The sequence below is a fragment of the Pedobacter rhizosphaerae genome (genome assembly GCF_900111155.1).
GTDB lineage: Bacteria > Bacteroidota > Bacteroidia > Sphingobacteriales > Sphingobacteriaceae > Pedobacter > Pedobacter rhizosphaerae.
The window spans coordinates 209,329-231,521 of the sequence record NZ_FOGG01000006.1; the positions used below are offsets into that span (position 1 = coordinate 209,329).

Annotated in this window: 22 protein-coding genes; 15 read left to right on the top strand and 7 right to left on the bottom strand. The window is 37.9% G+C overall.

Features of this window, described 5'->3' with window-relative positions:
- Positions 1-14 precede the first annotated feature (14 nt).
- The 4 genes from BMX11_RS07030 to BMX11_RS07045 form a co-directional block, all read right to left on the bottom strand.
- The gene (locus BMX11_RS07030) at positions 15-1,277 is read right to left on the bottom strand and encodes a dihydroorotase (protein WP_090882847.1); all 1,263 of its coding nucleotides are present in this window, start codon (positions 1,275-1,277) and stop codon (positions 15-17) included.
- Positions 1,274-3,313, bottom strand: a complete 2,040-nt coding sequence (locus tag BMX11_RS07035) for a BatA domain-containing protein (RefSeq protein WP_090882849.1) — start codon at positions 3,311-3,313, stop codon at positions 1,274-1,276. The genes BMX11_RS07030 and BMX11_RS07035 overlap by 4 nt, the downstream gene beginning before the upstream one ends.
- 71 nt (positions 3,314-3,384) lie before the next feature.
- Positions 3,385-3,798 carry a hypothetical protein gene (locus tag BMX11_RS07040; RefSeq protein ID WP_090882851.1) on the bottom strand — a complete coding sequence of 138 codons (414 nt, stop codon included), beginning with the start codon at positions 3,796-3,798 and terminating at the stop codon, positions 3,385-3,387.
- Between the two features lie 19 nt (positions 3,799-3,817).
- The gene (locus tag BMX11_RS07045) at positions 3,818-5,380 is read right to left on the bottom strand and encodes a L,D-transpeptidase family protein (RefSeq protein WP_090882853.1); all 1,563 of its coding nucleotides are present in this window, start codon (positions 5,378-5,380) and stop codon (positions 3,818-3,820) included.
- A 277-nt stretch (positions 5,381-5,657) separates the two neighbouring features.
- On the opposite strand from BMX11_RS07045, the gene hisG reads away from it, so the two are divergent.
- From hisG to BMX11_RS07090, 9 genes are all read left to right on the top strand, one after another.
- Positions 5,658-6,509 (top strand): ATP phosphoribosyltransferase, encoded by an 852-nt coding sequence (hisG, locus tag BMX11_RS07050; protein WP_090882948.1) that lies wholly within the window; start codon positions 5,658-5,660, stop codon positions 6,507-6,509.
- A gap of 49 nt (positions 6,510-6,558) precedes the next feature.
- Positions 6,559-7,839 carry a histidinol dehydrogenase gene (gene hisD / locus BMX11_RS07055; RefSeq protein WP_090882855.1) on the top strand — a complete coding sequence of 427 codons (1,281 nt, stop codon included), beginning with the start codon at positions 6,559-6,561 and terminating at the stop codon, positions 7,837-7,839.
- Between the two features lies 1 nt (position 7,840).
- Complete coding sequence (hisC, locus tag BMX11_RS07060; protein WP_090882857.1) at positions 7,841-8,881, top strand: histidinol-phosphate transaminase; 1,041 nt, start codon at positions 7,841-7,843, stop codon at positions 8,879-8,881.
- Position 8,882: 1 nt separating this feature from the next.
- On the top strand, positions 8,883-10,016 hold the full coding sequence (hisB, locus tag BMX11_RS07065) for a bifunctional histidinol-phosphatase/imidazoleglycerol-phosphate dehydratase HisB (protein WP_090882859.1): 1,134 nt from the start codon (positions 8,883-8,885) through the stop codon (positions 10,014-10,016).
- A 256-nt stretch (positions 10,017-10,272) separates the two neighbouring features.
- Positions 10,273-10,866: an imidazole glycerol phosphate synthase subunit HisH gene (hisH, locus tag BMX11_RS07070; protein WP_090882950.1), complete on the top strand. Its 594-nt coding sequence runs from the start codon at positions 10,273-10,275 to the stop codon at positions 10,864-10,866.
- Between the two features lies 1 nt (position 10,867).
- Positions 10,868-11,617 carry a 1-(5-phosphoribosyl)-5-[(5-phosphoribosylamino)methylideneamino]imidazole-4-carboxamide isomerase gene (hisA, locus tag BMX11_RS07075; RefSeq protein ID WP_090882861.1) on the top strand — a complete coding sequence of 250 codons (750 nt, stop codon included), beginning with the start codon at positions 10,868-10,870 and terminating at the stop codon, positions 11,615-11,617.
- Positions 11,618-11,904: 287 nt separating this feature from the next.
- Entirely contained in the window at positions 11,905-12,660 is a 756-nt protein-coding gene (gene hisF, locus BMX11_RS07080) for an imidazole glycerol phosphate synthase subunit HisF (protein WP_090882863.1), read from the top strand.
- A 58-nt stretch (positions 12,661-12,718) separates the two neighbouring features.
- On the top strand, positions 12,719-13,321 hold the full coding sequence (gene hisIE / locus BMX11_RS07085; protein ID WP_090882865.1) for a bifunctional phosphoribosyl-AMP cyclohydrolase/phosphoribosyl-ATP diphosphatase HisIE: 603 nt from the start codon (positions 12,719-12,721) through the stop codon (positions 13,319-13,321).
- A 344-nt stretch (positions 13,322-13,665) separates the two neighbouring features.
- Complete coding sequence (locus BMX11_RS07090; protein ID WP_090882867.1) at positions 13,666-14,562, top strand: WD40 repeat domain-containing protein; 897 nt, start codon at positions 13,666-13,668, stop codon at positions 14,560-14,562.
- Positions 14,563-14,570: 8 nt separating this feature from the next.
- On the opposite strand, the gene BMX11_RS07095 is transcribed toward BMX11_RS07090, so the two are convergent.
- The gene (locus BMX11_RS07095) at positions 14,571-15,356 is read right to left on the bottom strand and encodes a C40 family peptidase (RefSeq protein WP_090882869.1); all 786 of its coding nucleotides are present in this window, start codon (positions 15,354-15,356) and stop codon (positions 14,571-14,573) included.
- Between the two features lie 109 nt (positions 15,357-15,465).
- On the opposite strand from BMX11_RS07095, the gene BMX11_RS07100 reads away from it, so the two are divergent.
- Positions 15,466-15,918 (top strand): universal stress protein, encoded by a 453-nt coding sequence (locus BMX11_RS07100; RefSeq protein ID WP_090882871.1) that lies wholly within the window; start codon positions 15,466-15,468, stop codon positions 15,916-15,918.
- Positions 15,919-16,515: 597 nt separating this feature from the next.
- On the opposite strand, the gene BMX11_RS07105 is transcribed toward BMX11_RS07100, so the two are convergent.
- Positions 16,516-16,866 (bottom strand): 4Fe-4S dicluster domain-containing protein, encoded by a 351-nt coding sequence (locus tag BMX11_RS07105; protein WP_090882873.1) that lies wholly within the window; start codon positions 16,864-16,866, stop codon positions 16,516-16,518.
- Positions 16,867-16,944: 78 nt separating this feature from the next.
- Here BMX11_RS07105 and BMX11_RS07110 point away from each other — a divergent pair, with 78 nt between their 5' ends.
- From BMX11_RS07110 to dnaJ, 5 genes are all read left to right on the top strand, one after another.
- Positions 16,945-17,961 (top strand): acyl-CoA reductase, encoded by a 1,017-nt coding sequence (locus tag BMX11_RS07110; RefSeq protein WP_090882875.1) that lies wholly within the window; start codon positions 16,945-16,947, stop codon positions 17,959-17,961.
- Positions 17,962-18,024: 63 nt separating this feature from the next.
- Entirely contained in the window at positions 18,025-18,228 is a 204-nt protein-coding gene (locus BMX11_RS07115; RefSeq protein ID WP_090882877.1) for a fructose-6-phosphate aldolase, read from the top strand.
- Position 18,229: 1 nt separating this feature from the next.
- Positions 18,230-18,913, top strand: a complete 684-nt coding sequence (locus tag BMX11_RS07120) for a cell division ATP-binding protein FtsE (RefSeq protein ID WP_090882880.1) — start codon at positions 18,230-18,232, stop codon at positions 18,911-18,913.
- 127 nt (positions 18,914-19,040) lie between these two features.
- Positions 19,041-19,622: a nucleotide exchange factor GrpE gene (locus tag BMX11_RS07125; protein ID WP_090882882.1), complete on the top strand. Its 582-nt coding sequence runs from the start codon at positions 19,041-19,043 to the stop codon at positions 19,620-19,622.
- Between the two features lie 93 nt (positions 19,623-19,715).
- Complete coding sequence (gene dnaJ / locus BMX11_RS07130) at positions 19,716-20,879, top strand: molecular chaperone DnaJ (protein WP_090882884.1); 1,164 nt, start codon at positions 19,716-19,718, stop codon at positions 20,877-20,879.
- 139 nt (positions 20,880-21,018) lie between these two features.
- On the opposite strand, the gene BMX11_RS07135 is transcribed toward dnaJ, so the two are convergent.
- Positions 21,019-21,969, bottom strand: a complete 951-nt coding sequence (locus BMX11_RS07135) for a YiiG family protein (protein WP_090882886.1) — start codon at positions 21,967-21,969, stop codon at positions 21,019-21,021.
- Positions 21,970-22,193: the final 224 nt, after the last annotated feature.

Below are 22,193 nucleotides of genomic sequence, written 5' to 3' on the forward strand. Positions count from 1 at the left end.
GAGTTGCTTGGGCCTTAGCCTTTCAGCTCCAGGCTTTGAGCTTTATTATAAACCAAAAGGGCTTTTCCTGTAAGCGTAGTTCCTAAAAGCGGACTGTTAGCCGATTTAGAAAAATTACTTGCGGTATTGTAATCCCATTTTTGAACTGAACTAAAGATAGTAAAATTTGCTTCTTCTCCTTCTGCCAACACTGGTACTTTTAAATTTAGCAGTTTACGTGGATTAATTCCTAATTTTTCGGCAATTAGTCCTTCATCCAAACCAGCTTTAATTAAAAGCGGAAGAACTGTTTGCAAACCAATTATACCGTAATGCGCGATTTCAAATTCCACATTTTTAAATTCAATCTCTTCAGGGCGATGTTGTGAAGTAATGGCATCGATGGTTCCATCTTTTAAGCCTGCAATTAGCGCCTTAACATCGGCCTTGCTGCGTAGTGGTGGTTTTACTTTATAATTGCTATCAAAATCACTCAATAGTTCTTCTGTAAAAACTAAATGATGCGCAGTTACATCGCAGGTAACCTTAACACCTTCCTTCTTTGCCTTGCGGATCAGCGCTACTGAACCCGCGGTAGAAACATTGCTGATATGAACTTTGGTATCATTATAAGATGCCAGGAAAATATCTCTGGAAATATGCATTTCCTCTGCCAATGATGGCAAACCCTTCATCCCCAATAAAACACTGTTCTTACTTTCATTAATCTGCGATTTACCCGCAATGGATTTATTTTCCGGATAAACCATCAGCAAAGCATCAAATCCTTTTGCATATTGAAGTGCTCTGCTCATAAATCCATCATCCTGAATAGCCCTATCTCCATCAGAAAACGCGACTGCTCCGGCCTGCTGCATATCAAAAAGCTCGGCAAGCTCTTTAGCTTCACGATTTTGACTGATGGCACCAATGGGAAGAACATCAACTAAATTATACTTGGCTCTATTAAGAATATACTCTACCTGAGATTTAGATTGTACAACAGGGTTTGTTTGTGGTAAAAGGGCCAATCCTGTAAAACCGCCAGCCTTTGCGGCATCGGTAAGTGTTTGAATATCTTCCTTGGTTTCAAATCCCGGATCACCGGCTGCACAATTTAAATCAAAAAATCCTGGCGACCAAAAAGCATCTTCAGCTTCAAAAACCTCTTCCCCTTTTTCGGCAGATAGCTGACCGATTTGCTTAATTTTGCCATCTGCTATTCTCACATCGCATTTTTGCTTATAAAATTCACTTAAGGGATCGGCGATGGTTACGTGCTTTACAAGGAGATTCATATTGTTTTTTTATTGTTATTTAAAAATCGAATGAGCAGAATTTCCGCTGCAATAAAAATCAGCGACAAAATTAGGCAAAGTTTCCATAATGTCTGGCCAATTTGATTAGCTCCAGAAATTAATTTTACAGCATCTTTATCTGCATCAAAAATTTTGAATTTATCTTTATCTGTTAGCGAACTCAGTTCATCTATCGCTAAGTAATGTACATCAGATTCTTTACTTCCCTGGTTAAAGCTATAAACAGCAAGCAAGGAATCTGCCAGCATTAAATTATAAAAGCCCGGAGTTTTGATCTGATCGGCTAAATAAATCATGGTCTTTCCATCTACCTGTCTAAGTTCTGGTATCACTTCAAAAGATGCTGATTTCAACTTCAAAGTTTGATTCTTACCCAGGCTTATTTTTTTGGTCGATAATGCATGCTCTGCTCCCAGGTGATTATATATACGCTCATCTGTTCCACTGCTTAAAGCAAGTCGGTACATTATTGGAACAAAAACCGGATGTCGGGCCAGATTTCCATCCTTATCATTTAAACCACTTGCCGATAAATAGATACTACCATTGGCCACTCCAAACTTACTGAAAAATATTTTACCAGCCGGCAGTTGCATAAGATCTTCTTTGCTGGAGGCCGTTCCACCAACGAAAGAAAAATATCGGTTTACTGTTGGCAAATCCAAATTTTTAGGGATTTCCTCAAACACCGTTCTGAAGATCGGATTTTGCAAATCTATTTTCTCTACCTGTGTTGGTGCATTGTTTTGCTGTTGAATTCTTGGAAGCCCTAGTGAAGTAAGAAAGGTATTGTACTGATTAACGTCTGCATCCAAATCAGGAAAGATAACCACCGAACCGCCAGTGTTTAAATAAACCTTAAGCTGCTGCGCCAATCCACTCGATGGATTTTTTAATCCATTAAGAACGATCAGGGCATAATTAGCGAAACCACTGTAATTGATATTACTTTCCGCGTTTTCGGTAAGTTGGTAGTAGCGGTCTGTTGCAAAAAGCGCTTTAATATAATTACCTGCACTCGGCCCATTAATACTAAGTACTGCCAGGTGATGATCTACTTTGAAGCTAAATGATAAGGTATCATCGAAAGTAAGGGGAAAATCCTTAATACTAATTACGCCTTTTTGCCAGCCTGCAGATAAGCCAGAAAAGTTCAAAGTATCCTGGATACTTTTTCCAGCACCAATACTTACTGCACCTAATCCTTTTTGCTGGTTATTAACAGTAAGTTTTAAGGGAATGTTAGTCGCATCTTCATCAGAATAATTTTTCAGTTGCACCACAATTCTTTCATTGGCCTGTGGCTGATGGTTTGGCGACAACATCCATACGCTATCTACCGCAACATTTGGAAGCGCAGAGGCATTAACCTTTAAAAATGAATACTGAATACCTGGTTTACCCGTTAGTTTTTTTCCTGTGGAAAGGTTTTTCTGAAAATCGGAGATAATGAAACTGTACAGATTTGCAGTACCACTAAGCATATTTCCCTGCCTGTTAATAATCTGCTGCAAGGTTCTGCTTGTAGCAGAAATTTTCACATCATCTAAAGCCTTTAGAAACTCATCCTTATTTAACAATCTTTGATGCTTACCCTCAAAATCATTGGTTAATAACTGAAAGCGATCATTTACTCCGAAACCCTTAATTAGTTCCTTCGCTCTCCTCTTAGCCTCATCCAATAAACTACCGTCTTTGTTAAGCGCTTCCATGCTGTAAGAGTTATCTACATAGATACTCACAGAGTTGTTCAGTTTAGCAGTTTTTTGATTACCTGCCGGGATGTAGGGCTGGGCAAATGCCAGTACCAAAAAGGCTATAGCCAGTATGCGGCACAACAGAATTAATAAATTTTTGAGCTTTTCTCTTGATGAATTTTGCTGTTCAACGTCTTTTAAAAGCTGAACATTAGAGAAGTAAACCTTCTTAAATTTCCTAAAATTAAATAAATGGATAATAACCGGAATAGCAACGGCTAATAATGCGAAAAGAAAGCCCGGATAAAGGAAATTCATTAAAAACCAAAGATAGAAAAATTATAGAAAGAGCAACCTAGATATTCAGAATATTACTAAAATATGCAGTATTAATAAACAAAACTTGGAAAAACAATATGAACGATCTTCCAGGAGCCTTTTTCTAAAGCAAAATAAAGCTTAAAGGGACCACTTACAATTTCATTACTGTTATTTTTATAGGTGGCCCGGTAACCCACAGCTCCTTCAGCCGAACCAATGCCTTTGCCATCTTTTAAAATCTCAAAGCTGGCATCTACTACATCAAACCTTCCCCCTATAAATTTTTCAGCGGAGTTATATATTCTTTTGATTCGCTCTACAACAGCTTTTTTGTCTAGCGTTTTTCCGCCTGGCAAAAAAAAGTGGTCGCCCAGCTCCGGGCTCTGCTCATCAATAGCTTTGTTAAACCAAGCATTGATAAATTTTTGTGCCTGCCCTGTAATCTGCTTTTCGTGGTTAAAGGTAGAAGTGTCTTTTGCCATGGGTGCAAACTTACGGCTTCTACTTATATTTTTTAATCATTGCCCACAATTTTTCATCCATGCCATAAACATCTGGCCTGTATTCAATCTTATCGTTCTGAGCCCATGCGGTATAATAAGTAATTAAAAGAGGAACCGCTTTCTTTGGCCCGAACCAGGCTGGTTTCAATTGGAATACTTTTAAAGTATCTGCCTTCTTCGCCATGCGCTTTCTGTACCAGTTCATGTGCGTGGTATCAACAGGCAACATATCTACTTCTACCCGAAGTTTATCGTATGCATAATTATCGTTCAATAACTTTTCGGCAAACTCTAAAGGCTTCTCAATCCGAACACATCCATGACTAATTGCCCGGTTGGTTAAGTTAAACCCGTTCTTATTATTAGTATCATGCAAGTAAATGCTCGAGCTGTTATCAAAGATGAATTTAAACTTGCCAAGTGCATTACCTCCGCCAGATCCCTGCTTAAATTTAAATGGCAACTTATCTCTGGAATACCTACTCCAGTTAATGGTATCAGGCTCACCAATCAGCTTATCCTTGTAGTACACATTGATGTTACTATTTGACAAGTAATAAGGATCCTTTCTTGCCATCCAGTAGATCTCACTTTGTGCAATACTTACCGGAATGTTCCAGATCGGGTTGGCTTGTATGGCATTAATTTTACTGAACAATAAAGGTGTCTCATGGTTCTTGGGTTTATCATCCAGATTACCCGATTTCGCAAAAGCTTTTAGCTTTTCTTCGTAACCATTTTCTCGTTTTCCTCCTACACAAACCTTCATCGTAATTACCGTATCTTTCTTGTTTAGCCAGGTTAACCTAAAGTCTGGAATGTTCACCATTACATAGTTGTCTCCAGTCTCTGGCATTCGCCAACGAAAGCGTTCCATATTGAGTAAAAGTATGCGTTTTTCACTTTCAGAACTGGCCTTCAGAAAAGCTTTCTGAAGTGCTTGATATTGCTCCGATTTTGGCTGTATATTTCTTAAGGTATCCACCATATTTTCCGAACTCAAAAGGTTGATCATTCCAGTGCTATCTGGGCGTTTAACCTTAATGTAATAACGTGAAAAAATATTGTGTGGATTTACTACCCCAAAGCGTAGAAAATTATTATAATTTAAATAGGCGTTTGCACTTAAAGCTTCAAGCTTGGCGATAACCGGATAAGTTTGTTCTACCTTCTTAAAACGATTGGCAGTTAAAGTAGCCAATAATGCTTTTATCTCTGCTGTTTTAAAAATTTTAGGGTTGAAGCCATGAATTGTACTGTTTTCTAAATAGCTAACCAAAGAATCTAAACTGCCGTTAATATAAAATTCAGTTACCAGATGTGGTTCTGAATAATGGTTGGAATAAAATGATTTGATTGTTTTAGGATTGATAAAATCCTTATCTAAGCTATCCAAAGTATGCACAAATATGCTGTCGTACACTGTTGTATCAAAATCTTTGTAGATTTTATTTTTAAAATGTTCAGACAATACCTTACCTATTTCGGGTGGAGATTTGAACCAACCACAGGCAGAAATAAACAAAATAGCAGGAAGGATTAGAAAGCGAAACTTTTTCAATATGTACAATTTGGTGCAAAAATAGGGCTAATTCAATTTAATATCTGATAATAGGCAAATTAAGTGCCATTTTTTTTTGATTTATCAATTCAATCTTTATATTTGCCAGCGCTTATCAGCTAAAGTATTGATACAAGCATAAATAAATAATATGAACATTACTTTGAAACATCACTTACATTTGCACCATCGCCAGTAGGCGATGATATATGTAGTGTTTTGTACTTCAAAACTGTTTTTAAAAAATTTATTTCTTGTTCATTCTATATTCAATACTTTGAAAACACTCAAAATTGCTATCCAGAAATCGGGTAGACTAAACGAAAAATCTGTAGAAATTCTTAAAAATTGTGGTTTAACTTTTGAGAACTACAAAAGCTCATTAATTTCCTCTGTAACCAACTTCCCGTTAGAGATTCTTTTTCTCCGTGATGATGATATCCCTGAGTATGTTCAGGATGGTATTGCCGACCTTGGCATTGTTGGTGAAAATGTAATTACCGAAACCAAAGCCAAAGTAACACACTTGCAAAAATTAGGCTTCGGAAAATGCACCCTAAAAATCGCTGTTCAGAACAGCAGTTCAATCGAAAAATTAGAAGATTTAAATGGTAAAGCAATTGCAACTTCTTACCCCGTAATTCTCGAAAATTTTCTTCAGTCTAAAGGGATAAAATCTGACATCAGAACGATTTCCGGATCAGTAGAAATTGGTCCTGGTTTAGGCTTAAGTGATGCCATCTGTGATATCGTTTCTACCGGTGGAACTTTAAAAAGCAACGGACTAAAACCCTTCGCAGATGTGATGTCATCTGAAGCAGTATTAATCGGAAACGAAGCGATTGCAGATCATCCGGAAGTTGCAGAATTACTGCAAAGAATACGTTCGGTACTGAGCGCAAAATCTAACAAGTATGTGGTACTAAATGTATCAAAAGACAACCTTCAAAAAGTAGTCAATTTACTTCCAGGTGTTAAAAGTCCGACAGTAGTTCCCTTGTTTGAACCGAATTGGGTTGCCGTACATTCTGTAATTGCGGAAGCAGATTTTTGGGATAAAATAAACAGCCTAAAAGCAGCAGGAGCAGAGGGGATTTTAGTGATGCCAATCGAGAAGATTATCACCTAAAACACGTCAAAAAATATTAACTATTAGTTAATCACAAAAACATAAAACATTGAAAATCTACAATTATACAGATTTATCTAAATCAAAAATTGAAGAACTCTGTTCCAGACAGATTGAAGACGATAAATTGGTTGAAGAACGCGTAACTGAAATCATTAAAACGGTGAAATCGGATGGGGATAAAGCGCTCCGTAACTACGCCAAAACTTTCGACAAAGTGGATCTGGAAAAACTCTTTCTTGATCAGGAAGAATTAAAAGTCATTGCATCAACAATTCCTGTTGATGCAAAAAAAGCGATCGATACGGCTTACCAAAACATCAAAACCTTTCACCAATCTCAATTAAAAACTGAAGATAAAATTGAGACCATGCCGGGTGTGGTTTGCTGGAGAGAAGTAAGGGCAATTGAGAAAGTAGGACTCTACATTCCAGGAGGAACGGCGGTTTTACCCAGCACTTTTTTAATGTTAGCTACACCTGCATTAATTGCCGGTTGTAAAGAAATAGTAGTCTGTTCACCACCGCAAAGCGATGCAAAAACAAACTGCTATCTGGCCTACTGCGCCGTGCTTCTAGGCATTAAAAAGATCTACTTAATTGGCGGTGCACAAGCTGTTGCCGCTATGGCTTTCGGAACGGAAACCGTTCCACAGGTCTATAAGATCTTTGGGCCGGGTAACCGCTATGTAACTACTGCAAAAACCATGGTACAAAATAAGGTGGCGATAGATATGCCGGCAGGACCTTCAGAGGTTTTGGTGATCGCAGATGACACTGCCAATCCGTCATACGTAGCCGCCGACTTACTTGCACAAGCAGAACATGGAACTGATAGTCAGTCTGTTTTAGTCTCTACTTCTAATAAAATGATAGCAGAAGTACTTAAACAGATTGAAAAACAAATCGTTAGTCTTCCCAGAAAAGATATTGCAGCCAAAGCAATTGAGAACTCTTACGCTATTTTAACTGATAATCAGGAAGATGCAATGCAATTCTCAAATGAGTATGCGCCTGAGCACCTTATCCTGGCTACAAACGATTTTCAAAGCCTGATACCTGCTATTATAAATGCAGGATCGGTATTTCTGGGCAATTTAACCCCGGAAAGTGCTGGCGACTATGCTTCTGGAACGAACCACACTTTACCTACCAGCGGATATGCAAAAGCTTATTCTGGTGTATCTACAGATGCTTTTTTAAAGAAGATCACCTTCCAGCATCTCTCAGAAACAGGAATACAAAATATTGGCCCTACGGTTGAAACGCTTGCCATCGCAGAAGGATTGGAAGCACACAAAAATGCAATTACCATTAGACTCACTAAATAAAATGGATATTAACGAATTAGTTAGAGATAATATAAAGAAACTTCGCCCCTACTCTACTGCTAGAGACGAGTTCAAAGGCCAGGCATCGGTCTTTTTAGATGCCAATGAGAACAGTTACGGCTCTCCTTTGCCTGCAAATTACAACCGCTATCCAGATCCTTTGCAACTGGATTTAAAAGACGCGATCAGCAAAATTAAAGGTGTTCCTATAGAAAATACTTTTCTTGGAAATGGCAGTGATGAAGCGATAGATTTATTATTCCGTGCGTTTTGTAACCCAGGAAAAGACAACGTAATTATCTTACCGCCAACCTACGGAATGTATGAGGTTTCTGCGAATATAAATGATGTAGAAATACGCAAAGTAAACCTGCTTCCAAACTATCAATTAGACTTAGAAAAAATTGCCGAATCGATTGATAAAAACACTAAAATAATTTTCATTTGTTCGCCAAATAATCCGACAGGAAATTCAATAAACAGAACAGATATTGAAACGATTTTAGCGAACTTTAATGGCATCGTTGTGATCGATGAAGCGTACATAAATTACGCCAAACAAAAGACGTTTATTCAGGAGTTAACCGAGTATGTAAACCTGGTAATTTTACAAACTTTTTCTAAGGCCTGGGGGCTTGCGGCATTGCGTTTGGGAATGGCATTTTCTTCGACAAAAGTGATCGATGTTTTGAACAAAATTAAACCGCCATATAACATCAATCAGGCAACACAGGATTTAGCTTTTGAGGCTTTAAAAAATATCGCTCAGGTGAACGAATGGATTAAAGAATCTGTTGCAGAAAGAGCGCAATTATCAGCTGCATTAAGCGCATTAAATATTGTCAAAAAAGTATATCCTTCTGATGCCAATTTTATCTTAGTTGAAGTTACAGAAGCCACAAAAATTTACGACACTTTAGTGGAAGAAGGAATCATTGTGCGCGACCGTTCGAAGGTTACTTTATGCGAAGGCTGTTTGAGGATAACTGTTGGCACAAAGGAAGAAAACGAAAAACTTTTAACCGTTTTAAGAAACTTTTAAAATGAAGAAAATATTATTTATAGATCGCGATGGAACCTTAAACATTGAGCCTGATGATGAACAGGTAGATAGTTTTGCCAAGCTTAAATTTTACCCCCGCTCTATCTATTATTTATCCAAAATTGCGGCAGAATTAGATTACGAATTGGTGATGGTTACCAATCAGGATGGCCTCGGAACACCATCAAATCCGGAGGAGAATTTCTGGCCAATTCATAACTTCATGCTCGATACTTTTGCCGGTGAAGGCGTTAATTTTAGCGAGATCATAATCGACAGAACATTTGCAAAAGATAATGCTCCAACCCGAAAACCAGGTACGGCATTATTGACCAAATACTTTACTGAAGATTATGACCTGAAAAACTCTTTCGTAATTGGCGATAGATTGAATGATGTAGTTTTAGCTAAGAACTTAGGTGCAAAAGCGATCTTTCTTCGTCAGAATGATAACTTAGGCGTTGGAGAAGCTTTGGAGAAACGTGAAGCCCTTGCAGAAATCATTGTACTGGAAACTCAAAAATGGGAAGATATCTATAACCTGTTAAAGGCGGGAAGCAGAAAAATCAGTCAGGTTCGTAAAACAAATGAAACTGATATTACCATTAACCTGGACCTTGATGGTACCGGAAAAGCTAAGATTGAAACGGGACTGAACTTTTTCGATCACATGTTGGATCAAATTGCCAGACACGGGAGCATAGATTTAAAAATTATTACCAAAGGCGACCTTCATATAGACGAGCACCATACTATTGAAGATACGGGAATTGCCTTGGGAGAAGCATTTGCCAAAGGCTTAGGCAACAAATTAGGCATTGAACGATATGGCTTTTGCTTACCAATGGATGATTGCCTGGCACAGGTTGCGATCGATTTTGGAGGCCGAAACTGGATTGTTTGGGAGGCAGACTTTAAACGTGAAAAGGTTGGAGATATGCCTACTGAGATGTTTTATCACTTTTTCAAATCGTTCAGTGATGCAGCAAAATGTAACCTAAACATTAAAGCAGAAGGAGATAATGAGCATCATAAAATTGAAGCCATCTTTAAAGCCTTTGCAAAAGCCATTAAAATGGCGGTAAAACGCGATGCCGAAAAAATGGTATTGCCAAGTACAAAGGGGTTATTGTAAAAATGTAATCAGGATAGATGGATAATGGCCTAAGTTAATTAGAACCAATGTTTGAAAAGCTGAACCATGTTAAATAAACCCGATAGTAGTGAAAAGTTTTATTTTATTGTCGGTTTTGAATCTCCCGATGTAAAATCGGAACAAGTTATCGAAGACCAATAAAATAAGACTTGAAACGGATAGCGGGACTTAAGAAGCGATGAAAACGAAACATTCATTTCCTTATCCTGATAAAAAAGAACGAATAGAAATAATTATGATTGGAATAGTAAACTACGGCGCTGGCAATATTTTTTCACTCACCGCAGCATTAGAACGGCTGAATTTATCTTACGGCATGGTCAATACCGAAGCTGAACTGGAGAAATACAGCCACATCATTATTCCTGGCGTAGGCCATGCAGGTACGGCCATGGAAAAACTAAAGGCTACAGGCCTGGTTAATGCAATTAAAAAACTCAGCAAACCTGTATTGGGTATTTGCGTGGGTATGCAACTGATTACTACTCACTCTGAAGAGGGAGATGCCGCATTGCTCGACATAGTTCCGGTCAACACCAAAAAATTCGATAAGTCGCTGAATATCAAAATCCCACACATGGGATGGAATGCTGTAAATCATCAAAACAATTCGTTGTTTACCGCTGTTGAAAATAATGCGCAATTTTACTTTGTGCATTCGTATTTTATTGAATATAACCCTACTTTTGACATCGCTTCTGCTGATTACGGATTAAAGTTCTCAGCAGCTGTACAAAAAGATAATTTTTACGGCGTTCAGTTCCACCCCGAGAAATCGGGCAAAGCTGGCGAACAGATACTAAAGAATTTTTCAAACTTAAGCTTATAAAATGTACATAATACCCGCTATTGATATTTTGGATGGAAAGGTAGTTCGCTTGCGTGAAGGCGACTACAATCAAAAAACTGAATACGATGTTTCTATCGCTGAAATGATCGAAAAATACCGCTCAAATGGTACAGATTTTATCCATATTATAGACTTAAACGGCGCAAAGGGTGATTTTAGCAACCAAAAATCACTTTTTGAGATCATCAAAAAAACGGAAATGAAAGTGCAGTATGGCGGCGGAATCAGAACCATAGAACAAGTAACTAATTTACTTGATGCCGGAATCCACCGTGTAATTGTAGGCACACAGGCCATTACCAATCCTGATTTCCTTCCTTCATTAAGTGAAGCCTTTGCTAAAAAAGATGACTATGCTAACCGCATTGTAATCGCTATAGATGTTTTGGATGAGGTAATCAAATACTCAGGCTGGATGGAAAGCTCGCCGATTAAACTGATGGATTATGTGGATAAGTGCCTTTCGTTAGGTTTCTTTCGTTTCCTGTGCACCGATATCAGCAAAGATGGAAAATTAGGTGGCGCAGCCATCGATTTATATGAGAAACTACTAGAGCACTCGCCAATGATCAAATTAATTGCTTCTGGTGGTGTAAGTTCAATGGATGATATTTACGAACTGGCCAAATATCCAATCAGAAGTGTAGTAGTAGGAAAAGCGATTTACGAAAACCGAATTTCTATCGAAGAAATTAAAGAGTGGAATTTGAAGGCGTTGAGTTCGATATAAAACCCATATTGAAATCAAAAACAATATTCATTACAGGATTAATATTTCTGTTATTGGGAGTATCAATGTTTATTTGGGGTGTTCACATGTTTACATATAGGGGAAACTTCAGTAAATTAATGAGCATAACAGGTGAGTATTCTTTTTTATTCTGTATTCCAGTATTTATTATAGGTTTAGTAAAAAGTTAACATATTAATATTGTCATTGCGAGGTGCGAAGCAATCTAATAAAATTCATCACGAAAGATATTGATTCGCACCTAGCGGTGATGGAAATCCAAACAAATGTTAAGTAAAAGAATAATACCCTGTCTTGATGTTAAAGATGGCCGCACGGTAAAGGGTGTAAACTTTGTTGATTTACGCGATGCCGGAGACCCGGTAGAACTGGCAGCTCAATATGCGCAGCAAGGTGCTGATGAACTTGTTTTTTTAGACATCACAGCTACGCACGAGCGAAGGAAAACCATGATCGAAATGGTAAAATCGGTGGCGAGGCAATTAAATATCCCCTTTACCATTGGTGGTGGAATAACGGAGCTTGCAGATGCCGACGCACTATTAAATGCGGGTGCCGATAAAATTAGCATCAACTCTGCGGCAGTTAGAAATCCTAAATTAATTGAAGACTTAGCAAAAGCTTTCGGCGTTCAATTTGTGGTTTTAGCTGTGGATACCAAACACGTGGATGGCAGAAATATGGTTCACCTCAATGGAGGTAGATTAATAACTGAACTAGAAACCGAAAACTGGATCAAACAAGCGGAAGATTTGGGCGCTGGTGAAATTCTACTTACCTCTATGGATCATGATGGGACAAAAGCTGGTTTCGATTGCAACTTATTGAGCAAAGTAAACCAAATGATCAATATACCGATCATTGCCTCAGGCGGAGCTGGCAGCATGGATCATTTCACCGAAGTTTTCCAAAAATCTAACGTAGATGCCGCTTTAGCAGCATCAGTATTCCACTATGGTGAAATCCTGATCCCCGATCTTAAGCAAGAACTTAAAAGAAATCATATTCCGGTAAGGATATAAGTTAGGTCCCGAGTGGACAATCAAAAGTCTGGAGTCGATTTCAAAAATAAAATTTAAAATGAATATCAATATATCATCCCTCGATTGGGATAAAACAGCTGGCTTACTTCCTGTAATTATTCAGGATTACAAAACCCTCGAGGTTTTAATGCTGGGCTACATGAATGCTGAAGCGCTGGAAAAAACACAAGCTGAAGGGAAAGTGACCTTCTTCTCCAGATCTAAAAATCGTCTCTGGACTAAAGGGGAAACCAGTAATAATTTCCTTTTTGTAAAAGAGCTCTTTGTAGATTGTGATAATGACACCATCTTAATTAAGGCTGATGCTGTTGGACCTACCTGCCACACGGGCAGCCGCAGTTGTTTCAAAACAGATTTCAATCAGAACTTCATTTTCGAATTGGAGAACATCATTGCCGATAGATATGAAAACCCAGTTGAAGGTTCTTACATTAATAAGATGAGAAATAAGGGCTTAAACAAAATAGCTCAAAAAGTTGGCGAAGAAGGTGTGGAAACCGTTATAGCAGCATTAGCCGAAACTGAAGAAGATTTGATCAATGAATCCTCAGATCTCATTTTTCACTTATTATTTTTACTCAAAGAAAAAGGATTGTCAATTCAGGATATCGCAAAGAACTTAGAGAAAAGACATAAATAGTATTAAAGGTTTGCAGATAGAAACCAGGGTTTAATCAACTCAACAAAACCTACTCTTAACCTAAAGACTAAAGCGAAAACTAACCACTGTTTAACTCTGTGTCTTAAAGGTCTAAGGTGGTTATTTTTTTGCTTCTTGCCAGTGTTGATACTTGATACTTGATTCTCGATACTTTAAAAGCTGAAAGATTAAAGCGAAAACTAACCTACTGTTTAACTCAGGTGTCTTAGAGGTCTAAGGTGGTTATTTTTAGCTTCTTGCAAGTCTCGATACTTGATTCTCGATACTTGATACTTGATACTTGATACTTGATTCTCCATACTTGATACTAATTTTATCCAAACATGCTTAAACACCTCCATACGCTTTCCGGTCACCAAAATCCAATCTATGCCTTAGCCCACTCAACTGAAGACGATATCTTCTTTAGTGCTGGAAACGACAAGGGAGTAGTAGAATGGTCGTTGGCGAACCGGGCTTTTGTGAAGGTGAAGATGCCAGTTCAAAGCTCTGTATACTATCTTCATTATGATAACGGACTCTTATTTATAGGAGAAAGAAGTGGAGCCTTTACTGTTTATGATCTGGCTAAAGAAACTGTAGTTACTCGAATTAATGCGCACTTAAAGCCAATATTCGATATCAAAACGGTTAAAACAAAAAATGAATTAATTACCACGGGAGAAGATGGAACGGTTGCCATTTGGTCGTTATCGGATTTTAAAGAAATTTACCGGTTTCAGGCGGCTTATGATACCGTAAGAGCCATTGCCATCTCTCCTGATGAATCTGAAATTGCCTTTGGCTGCAAAGACCACCAGATTAGAATCTACAATCTTTCAGATTACAGCCTCAAACTAAGTTTAGATAGCCATACCTTACCGGTTACTTCATTAGCTTATCATCCGACAGGAAAATACTTGATTTCAGGCAGTAGAGATGCACAGTTAAAAATCTGGAATATCCCCAACCATGAGCTTTTGCAAACCATCCCGGCGCATATGTTTACCGTGTATGACATTGCCTTTCATCCTACCCTACCCTATTTTGCCACCAGTAGTCAGGATAAGAGCATTAAACTATGGGATGCAGAAAATTTTAAACTATATAAAATTCTAAGCTTGGAAAAAGCTGGTATAGGCCATACACATTCTATTAATAAAATTATCTGGAGTAATGATGGTAAATACCTGGTTTCTACCGGCGATGATAAAAAGGTGATGATTTGGGAGATGGATTAGTTGAAATCCTATTCCACAAATCGTTTTATTATTCTCAGCTTATGCGTGTATCGGCCTAATTCCTTACTGAATATCCCTTGATCATCAATAGGATCAATTTTAACTTTAGCAGAAGAATGAATAATTTCATTCGGGCTGAGCATGATTCCAACATGTGTAATTCTTCCTTCCTCATTATCGAAAAAAGCGACATCACCCAATTTGGATTCGGAGAGGAAACCCACTAGGTTACCTTGTTCTGCCTGCTGTGAAGCATCGCGATTTAACTGGATACCCAACATTTTAAATACCACCTGAACAAAGCCAGAGCAATCTAAACCAAATGCATGTCGGCCACCCCATAAATAAGGTGTATTTTGGAAAAATTTGGCAGTTGCCTCAACATCGCGACTAAAATCTGCCTGCTTGTTGTCGTGTGGAGTAAAGTTCAATTGAAACTTTTCCTGTCCGGCAAAGCAAAAACCATCCTTAAAAAACGGCAAATTACTTCCCGGACTTAAATGGTATAAGCTACCATCTTCTGCACTCAGTACATTGTTGAAGCTTAATGGAGCCAGTTGAGTACAGCTTTTTAAATCCTGAAATTGGGCTTCAGATAAACTGGTAATTTGTCTGAAATCGATCCAACCCTGATAACCATCATGACCATTCTGGATCAACCACCAACGCTCTTCTTTTTGGATAATTTCTACTGCTTCTCCAAATAATAATTGAGATACAATTTCTGCTCTATCCGATGCATCAGCTCTTAAAGGCGCAACTGCAACCCGACAAATACCATATTGATTTTCCATTGGCTTCTTTTACTAAAAGGTATGTAAAACTAACAATTTACATCAATTGCCTAACATTTTGCCAGCAAATTTGTTATTTTTATGATGATCACATTTAAATCTGCTCGCCATGAACTTTAAGAAAATACTAATCGCAGTTGATAATAGCACCTGCTCAGAAAAAGCAGCGAAAGCGGGTTATGATATGGCCGAAAAATTCAGTGCTGAAGTAGCATTGGTTAATATTATCGAGCCTATCCCTGCCAATGTAAACCCCGATTTAACTTTAGCACCAGTATTTTTAGAAACATACGACAATAGCGAGGAAAACAGCCACATCCTGCTCAAAGAAATTGAAGACAAATTTGGGAGAGGCATAAAAACAACTTACCTGAGTATTGTAGATACCGCAGCTCATGGCATCATTCAACAGTCAGACGAGTGGGGATCCGACCTCATCGTAATCGGAACCTATGGCAGAACTGGCCTTTACCACTTCTTAATGGGAAGCGTAGCCGAGCACGTAGCCAGAAAATCTGCCTGCCCTGTTTTAATTATTCCTAATAAATGCGAAGTGGATTAGCGATTGGTTCAATAGTTCATTAGTCATTGGTTCATTAGTTCAATAGTTCATTGGTCAATGAGTCTGTATGCAATAGTTAAATCGTTCAACAATTATGTAATGCCATGATAGGTTTGTAATCAATAGTCAGTTGGTAATCAACAATTAAGCAATTAAACAGTTCAACAATTAAACAATTCCTTACCCACCTTGCCCCCAACTAACTCACCAACTAAGCAACTAAACAATCATAGACCGTTGGCAGTCAACAATTAAGCAATTAAACAGTTTAATAATTAAACAATTCCTTACCCACCTTGCCCCCAACTCACTCACCAATTAAACAAATAAACAATCATAAACCGTTGTTAGTCAATAATTAAGCAATTAAACAGTTTAACAATTAAACAATTCCTTAACCACCTTGCCCCCAACTAACTCACCAACTAAGCAACTAAACAATTATAGGCCGTTGGCAGTCAACAATTAAGCAATTAAACAGTTTAACAATTAAACAATTCCTTACCCACTTTGCCCCCAGCCACCTCACCCATTAAGCACCTAAACAAAAAAAGACACCCGAAAGTGTCTTTTTTCAAAAATATATCTTCAATCAGCTTATCCTTCCTGGTGTAACCAAGCTTTCTTAGCTAATAATTCTTCTTCAGTTTCACGAATATCTTCATCATCCACACAACAGTCTACAGGGCAAACCGCAGCACACTGAGGTTCATCATGAAAACCTTTACATTCTGTACACTTATCCGATACGATATAATATACCTCATCAGATACTGCTTCCTGAGAAGCATCTGCTTCAATTTGCTGATTTCCAAAATCAATAATGCCTTCTAGATTGGTTCCGTCAGAAAAACGCCATGCAGTACCGGCATCGTAAATTGCGTTATTTGGGCATTCCGGTTCGCAAGCCCCACAATTTATACACTCATCTGTTATTTTAATTGCCATGTTTTCGTCTAATTCTTTTGCTTAGTTTACCTTTGCGTTGCAAATATAATATATAATCACTTAATAATAATTCTAAATATGTCAGCATTAACACATGATAAAGCAATTAGCGCCTTCAAAACCTTAGGACAAATGCTTACAAACCCTACTGACATACTAGGAAATACCATTTATACCGCCGAAAGCAGCAATCCCTGGTTCACTCAAAATAATATAAAAAAATCAATAATTTCTTTTGGGGAGATGCTAAACACCACAGATATTGACCAATGGTTCCGATCTGTCAACTTTAATCCTGCTTCAAAAAGAGTAGGACTTATCTTGGCAGGCAATATTCCCATGGTAGGTTTTCACGATGTTTTATGCGTTTTGGCTACGGGTAACATTGCCCTAATTAAGCTTTCCTCTTCCGATGACAAACTCATTAAAACGGTATTGTCAAAACTAACCGAAATTGAGCCTGCTTTCGAATCTCATATCGAATATGTAGAACGATTAAAAGATTTTGATGCTGTTATTGCTACCGGAAGCAACAACTCATCCAGATATTTCGAATATTATTTCAGTAAAGTTCGGCATATCATCAGGAAAAACCGGAATAGCGTAGCGGTATTGGATGGCTCGGAAACAGAGGCCGATATTCAAAACCTCGGAAATGATATTTTTGATTACTTCGGCTTAGGCTGCAGAAATGTTTCGAAAATGTACTTCCCTAAAGGATATGATATTGCAAAATTCTATGATCACTTAACGTCTTATCAGGATATTATTAACCATTTCAAATACCAAAATAACTACGATTACAACAAATCCATTTATTTGGTTAATGCCGCAAAGCACTATGATAACGGCTTCTTACTCTTAAAAGAAGACCAATCGCTGGCTTCTCCCCTGGCTGTTGTATTTTACGAAGAATACGACGACCTAAACGCAATTAATCAAACGTTGACAGAAAAAGCTGAAGATATCCAGTGTGTAGTGAGCAACGTAACCTTATCAATCCCAACTTATGCCTTTGGCCAAAGCCAGCACCCTAAACTTTGGGATTATGCAGATAACGTAAATACTATCGATTTTTTGAATTCAATCCACTAAAACACGATTCTTAATTAACCTTATCTTTCCGCTTCTCATTTTGAAATGCTATTTTTGGGCACAATGTATATCATTAAAGTAAAAGGCATAGCCAAAATTCCAGATTACGTGCAGCTAAGAGATGACAAGTTTACGCTTTTGGCATACTTTAGGGTAGATCGTCCAGATAAATCACTCGATAAATTGGGACTTGCCGACAAACTTGAATACATTATGGAAGTGGTAAAAGATTTGCCTTTTGGGCAGATTGCTAAATTAGAAATATAAAATGGCAGGAAACGCAGTTATTCATTTAAGCAATGTTGATGTTTTTCAACAAAAAAACTTAGTGCTCTCTAATGTAAATTTACATGTAGAAAAGGGCGAATTTGTTTTCTTAATCGGCGCAACGGGTTCTGGAAAAAGTAGCTTGCTTAAAATTTTATACGGCGACTTACACATTGGCAATGGCAATGGAGATATTGTTGGATTCGATCTTAAAAACTTAAGAGAAAACCAGGTTCCTTTTTTGCGTAGAAAACTAGGGGTTGTTTTTCAGGATTTTCAGTTACTTACAGACAGAACGATTGAAAAAAACCTGGAATTTGTATTGAAAGCTACCGGTTGGAAAGACGAAAAACTGATTAACGAACGCATTAAAGATGTTTTAGATAAAGTTGGTCTTCGTTCTAAAATTAAAAAAATGCCCCATGAAATATCTGGGGGCGAGCAACAACGTATTGTAATTGCACGAGCACTACTAAACGACCCTGAAATTATTCTGGCAGATGAGCCTACGGGAAATCTTGATCCGGAAACATCAGAAGAAATTGTAACCCTGTTAAAACAAATCAGTCAAAATGGAACTGCTGTTTTAATGGCTACACACGATTATCAGATTATCCGAACTTTTCCATCCCGTATCATCAAATGTGATAACGGAGTGGTTCATGAGGATGCACAAATAGCATAACAAGACTGACATCCGTCAGCTAATCAGCCAAACTGTTCAGTTTAAACCAAATAAATCTGACAGCTTGGCTGATTTCCGTTTATGGCAAAATAGTTGAGATTAACACAAAAAAATTCAGCCTACAATTATGTTTAATAAGAAGAAAAACAACGATAAAGAAGAAAATATAATGAATACTGAAAATACATCAGAAAACATCACTGAAAATGTGGAAAACACTGATGCCACTACCAATGAAACAGAACAAGCTCCAGAATTAACTGCCGAAGAAAAATTACAGGCAGAAGTTCAACAGCTAAATGATAAATATTTACGTTTATATGCCGAATTCGACAATTATAAACGTCGTACGCAAAAAGAACGTGTAGAATTATTACAAACAGCTGGTAAAGACGTTATTGTATCTATGCTACCGGTTCTTGATGATTTTGACCGTGCATTAAAAGCAATGGAAACCGCTGCCGATGTTGCTCCGGTAAAAGAGGGCGTACTTTTAGTACACCATAAAATCAAAAATATTTTAAGCCAGAAAGGCTTAAAAGAAGTAGAAAGTATCAGCAAAGACTTTGATACTGATTTTCATGAGGCCATAACCAACATCCCTGCGCCAACAGAAGACCTTAAAGGAAAAGTGATAGACGAAGTAGAAAAGGGATATACTTTAAATGACAATGTGATTCGCTTTGCTAAAGTAGTAGTTGGAGCGTAACAAGATAATTTTGAATGATTAATTTTTGAATGATTGAAGGTTACAAACTATTCTCTCATACACTAATTCCCTCATTCAATCATTAAAATAAAGATGAGTAAAAGAGATTATTACGACATACTAGGGGTGAGTAAAAGCTCCTCGGCCGATGAGATTAAGAAAGCTTATCGCAAGATGGCTATAAAATATCACCCGGATAAAAACCCTGGAGACAAAGCCGCTGAAGATAAGTTTAAAGAAGCTGCCGAAGCTTATGAAATTTTAAGCAGCCCGGAGAAAAAACAACGTTATGACCAGTTCGGTCATGCTGGTGTTGGCAGCAGTGCCTCTGGTGGTTATGGTGGCGGACATATGAATATGGATGATATCTTCAGTAATTTTGGAGATATTTTCGGTGGTCATAACCCTTTCGAGAGCTTTTTTGGCGGTGGCGGCGGTGGTCAGCAACGCGGTGGCAGAAGGGTTGCCAAAGGTACCAACCTGCGCATTAAGGTTAAGTTAACACTAGAAGAAATCGCACACGGTGCAGAGAAAAAAATCAAGGTAAATAAACTTATCGTTTGTAAAACCTGCGATGGCTCCGGAGCCAAAGATAAATCATCAGTAAGTACTTGTGGTACTTGTGGTGGTAGTGGCCAGGTACGTAGAGTAACCAATACCATTTTAGGCCAGATGCAAACAGCATCTACCTGCCCTACTTGTAATGGCAGTGGTCAGCAAATTACTTCTAAATGTAATGTTTGTCATGGCGATGGAGTTGTAAGAGGTGAAGAAACCATTACCATCAATATCCCTGCGGGTGTGAGTGAAGGTATGCAGTTAAGCATGAGCGGAAAAGGTAATGCAGCACCAAACGGCGGCATCCCGGGCGACTTAATCATCCTCATTGAAGAAACACCTCACGAAACGCTAAAACGTGAAGGTAATAACATCGTTTACGATTTACACTTAAGCTTTGTTGATGCTGCCTTAGGAATGAGCATTGAAGTGCCTACTATTGATGGTAAAGCGAAGATTAAAATAGAACCAGGTACACAAAGCGGAAAGTTATTACGCTTAAAAGGCAAAGGTTTACCAGAAGTGAACTCTTACCACAGAGGTGACGAGATTATTCACATCAACATCTGGACACCAAAAGCATTAAGCAGCGAAGAACGCAGCACACTCGAAAAACTGCGTGAATCGCCAAACTTTAAGCCACAACCTGGTAAAAACGACAAAAACTTCTTCGAAAGAATGAAGGAATATTTTGAATAAGCATTTTTTTCGAAATCAATATAATAAGAAAACCGATATCAAATAGTATCGGTTTTCTTGCTTTAAAAGCTTTTTTCGGCACTCAGTTGGTTCAACTCCCAACTCCAAACGCCAAACGCCAAACGCCAAACTTAACTCATTAATCAACGAAATTGTTGTAAGCAGAACGCATATTGTCTTGCTTGCGTACCAGTTCTTCAATATTGTACTCTGTTAATTTACCTGAAGCAGAAGCATCCCGCATCATTTTTCTTGCAGCAATCAGGTAATCATTTAAACGGTCATTGAAGTTCTTAAAATATCCATCTTTACCTGGAAACTTTGTACCATCTGGTGCTGTCATCGCACTATGTTTTTTATACTGATCTTCAAGAGCCTGATAAGCTGTTTTCGCCTTCCCCTCAATGGCTTTGTAGTTTTCACTACCAGCCATCAGTTTAGTAAAGGCTGCTACATCGCTTCTATCGTCTTTTAAAGCGAATATATACTCTTTTAAAGGATGTGTTTTTAAAATAATCCTTTCTGCGTCATCCCCAATCACTTCCAGCTTGGCTAAAACCTGGTCATCGTAACTATAATATTTTTTTCCCATACTATAAATAGAATCAACCAGCGCTTTTCCCTTAACACCCTTATCATCTTTCCAATCTTCCGCTTTTATATACTCATCCAAAGTTTTATAAGTTTCCTTTATCTTATCTAGAGAGCTGGTCATGGCGGCTACGTTTTCTTTGAAAAACTTTTGATCTTCACTACTTAATGCATCAGGAGGGGTATCGGGTTTAACTTTATTGCTCGTAATATGGTTAATCGAAAATGGCGATATTAAACCGATAAAAGCAAAGCGGTCATTCGGATTTTCAAGTCCTTTTCCAATTTTTATGATATTGTCTTCAATACGTTTAATGTAATCGTTATTCTTGTCTGTAAAGCTTACCATCACATTATTATACTCAATAATGGCATTGGCATCATCATCATCTGCTTCCGCATAAGCTGTTTTGGCATTAGTGTCTTTTTTACCATCATTTTTACACGCTGTAAATGATAGTGCGAGCGCAAGGGCGGTTAATTTTAAGAATGATTTCATAGGTTTTAATTTGTTTTCATAAATCTGATCCCTCTAAAAGCAAATATTACTCCAAAAAGTTTTATTTTTTTTCGAAAAGCAGGTTTTTGCTACTATTAAGGCTAGTCGGGCTATTCACTGTAGCCCTCGTACCTCGGGGCTGCCGTTGCTATCCCGTTTAATAAATTGCAAGTCATTGCTCATAAAAAACCGAGCCTACCGCCCAATAAATATTTTTTCTACCT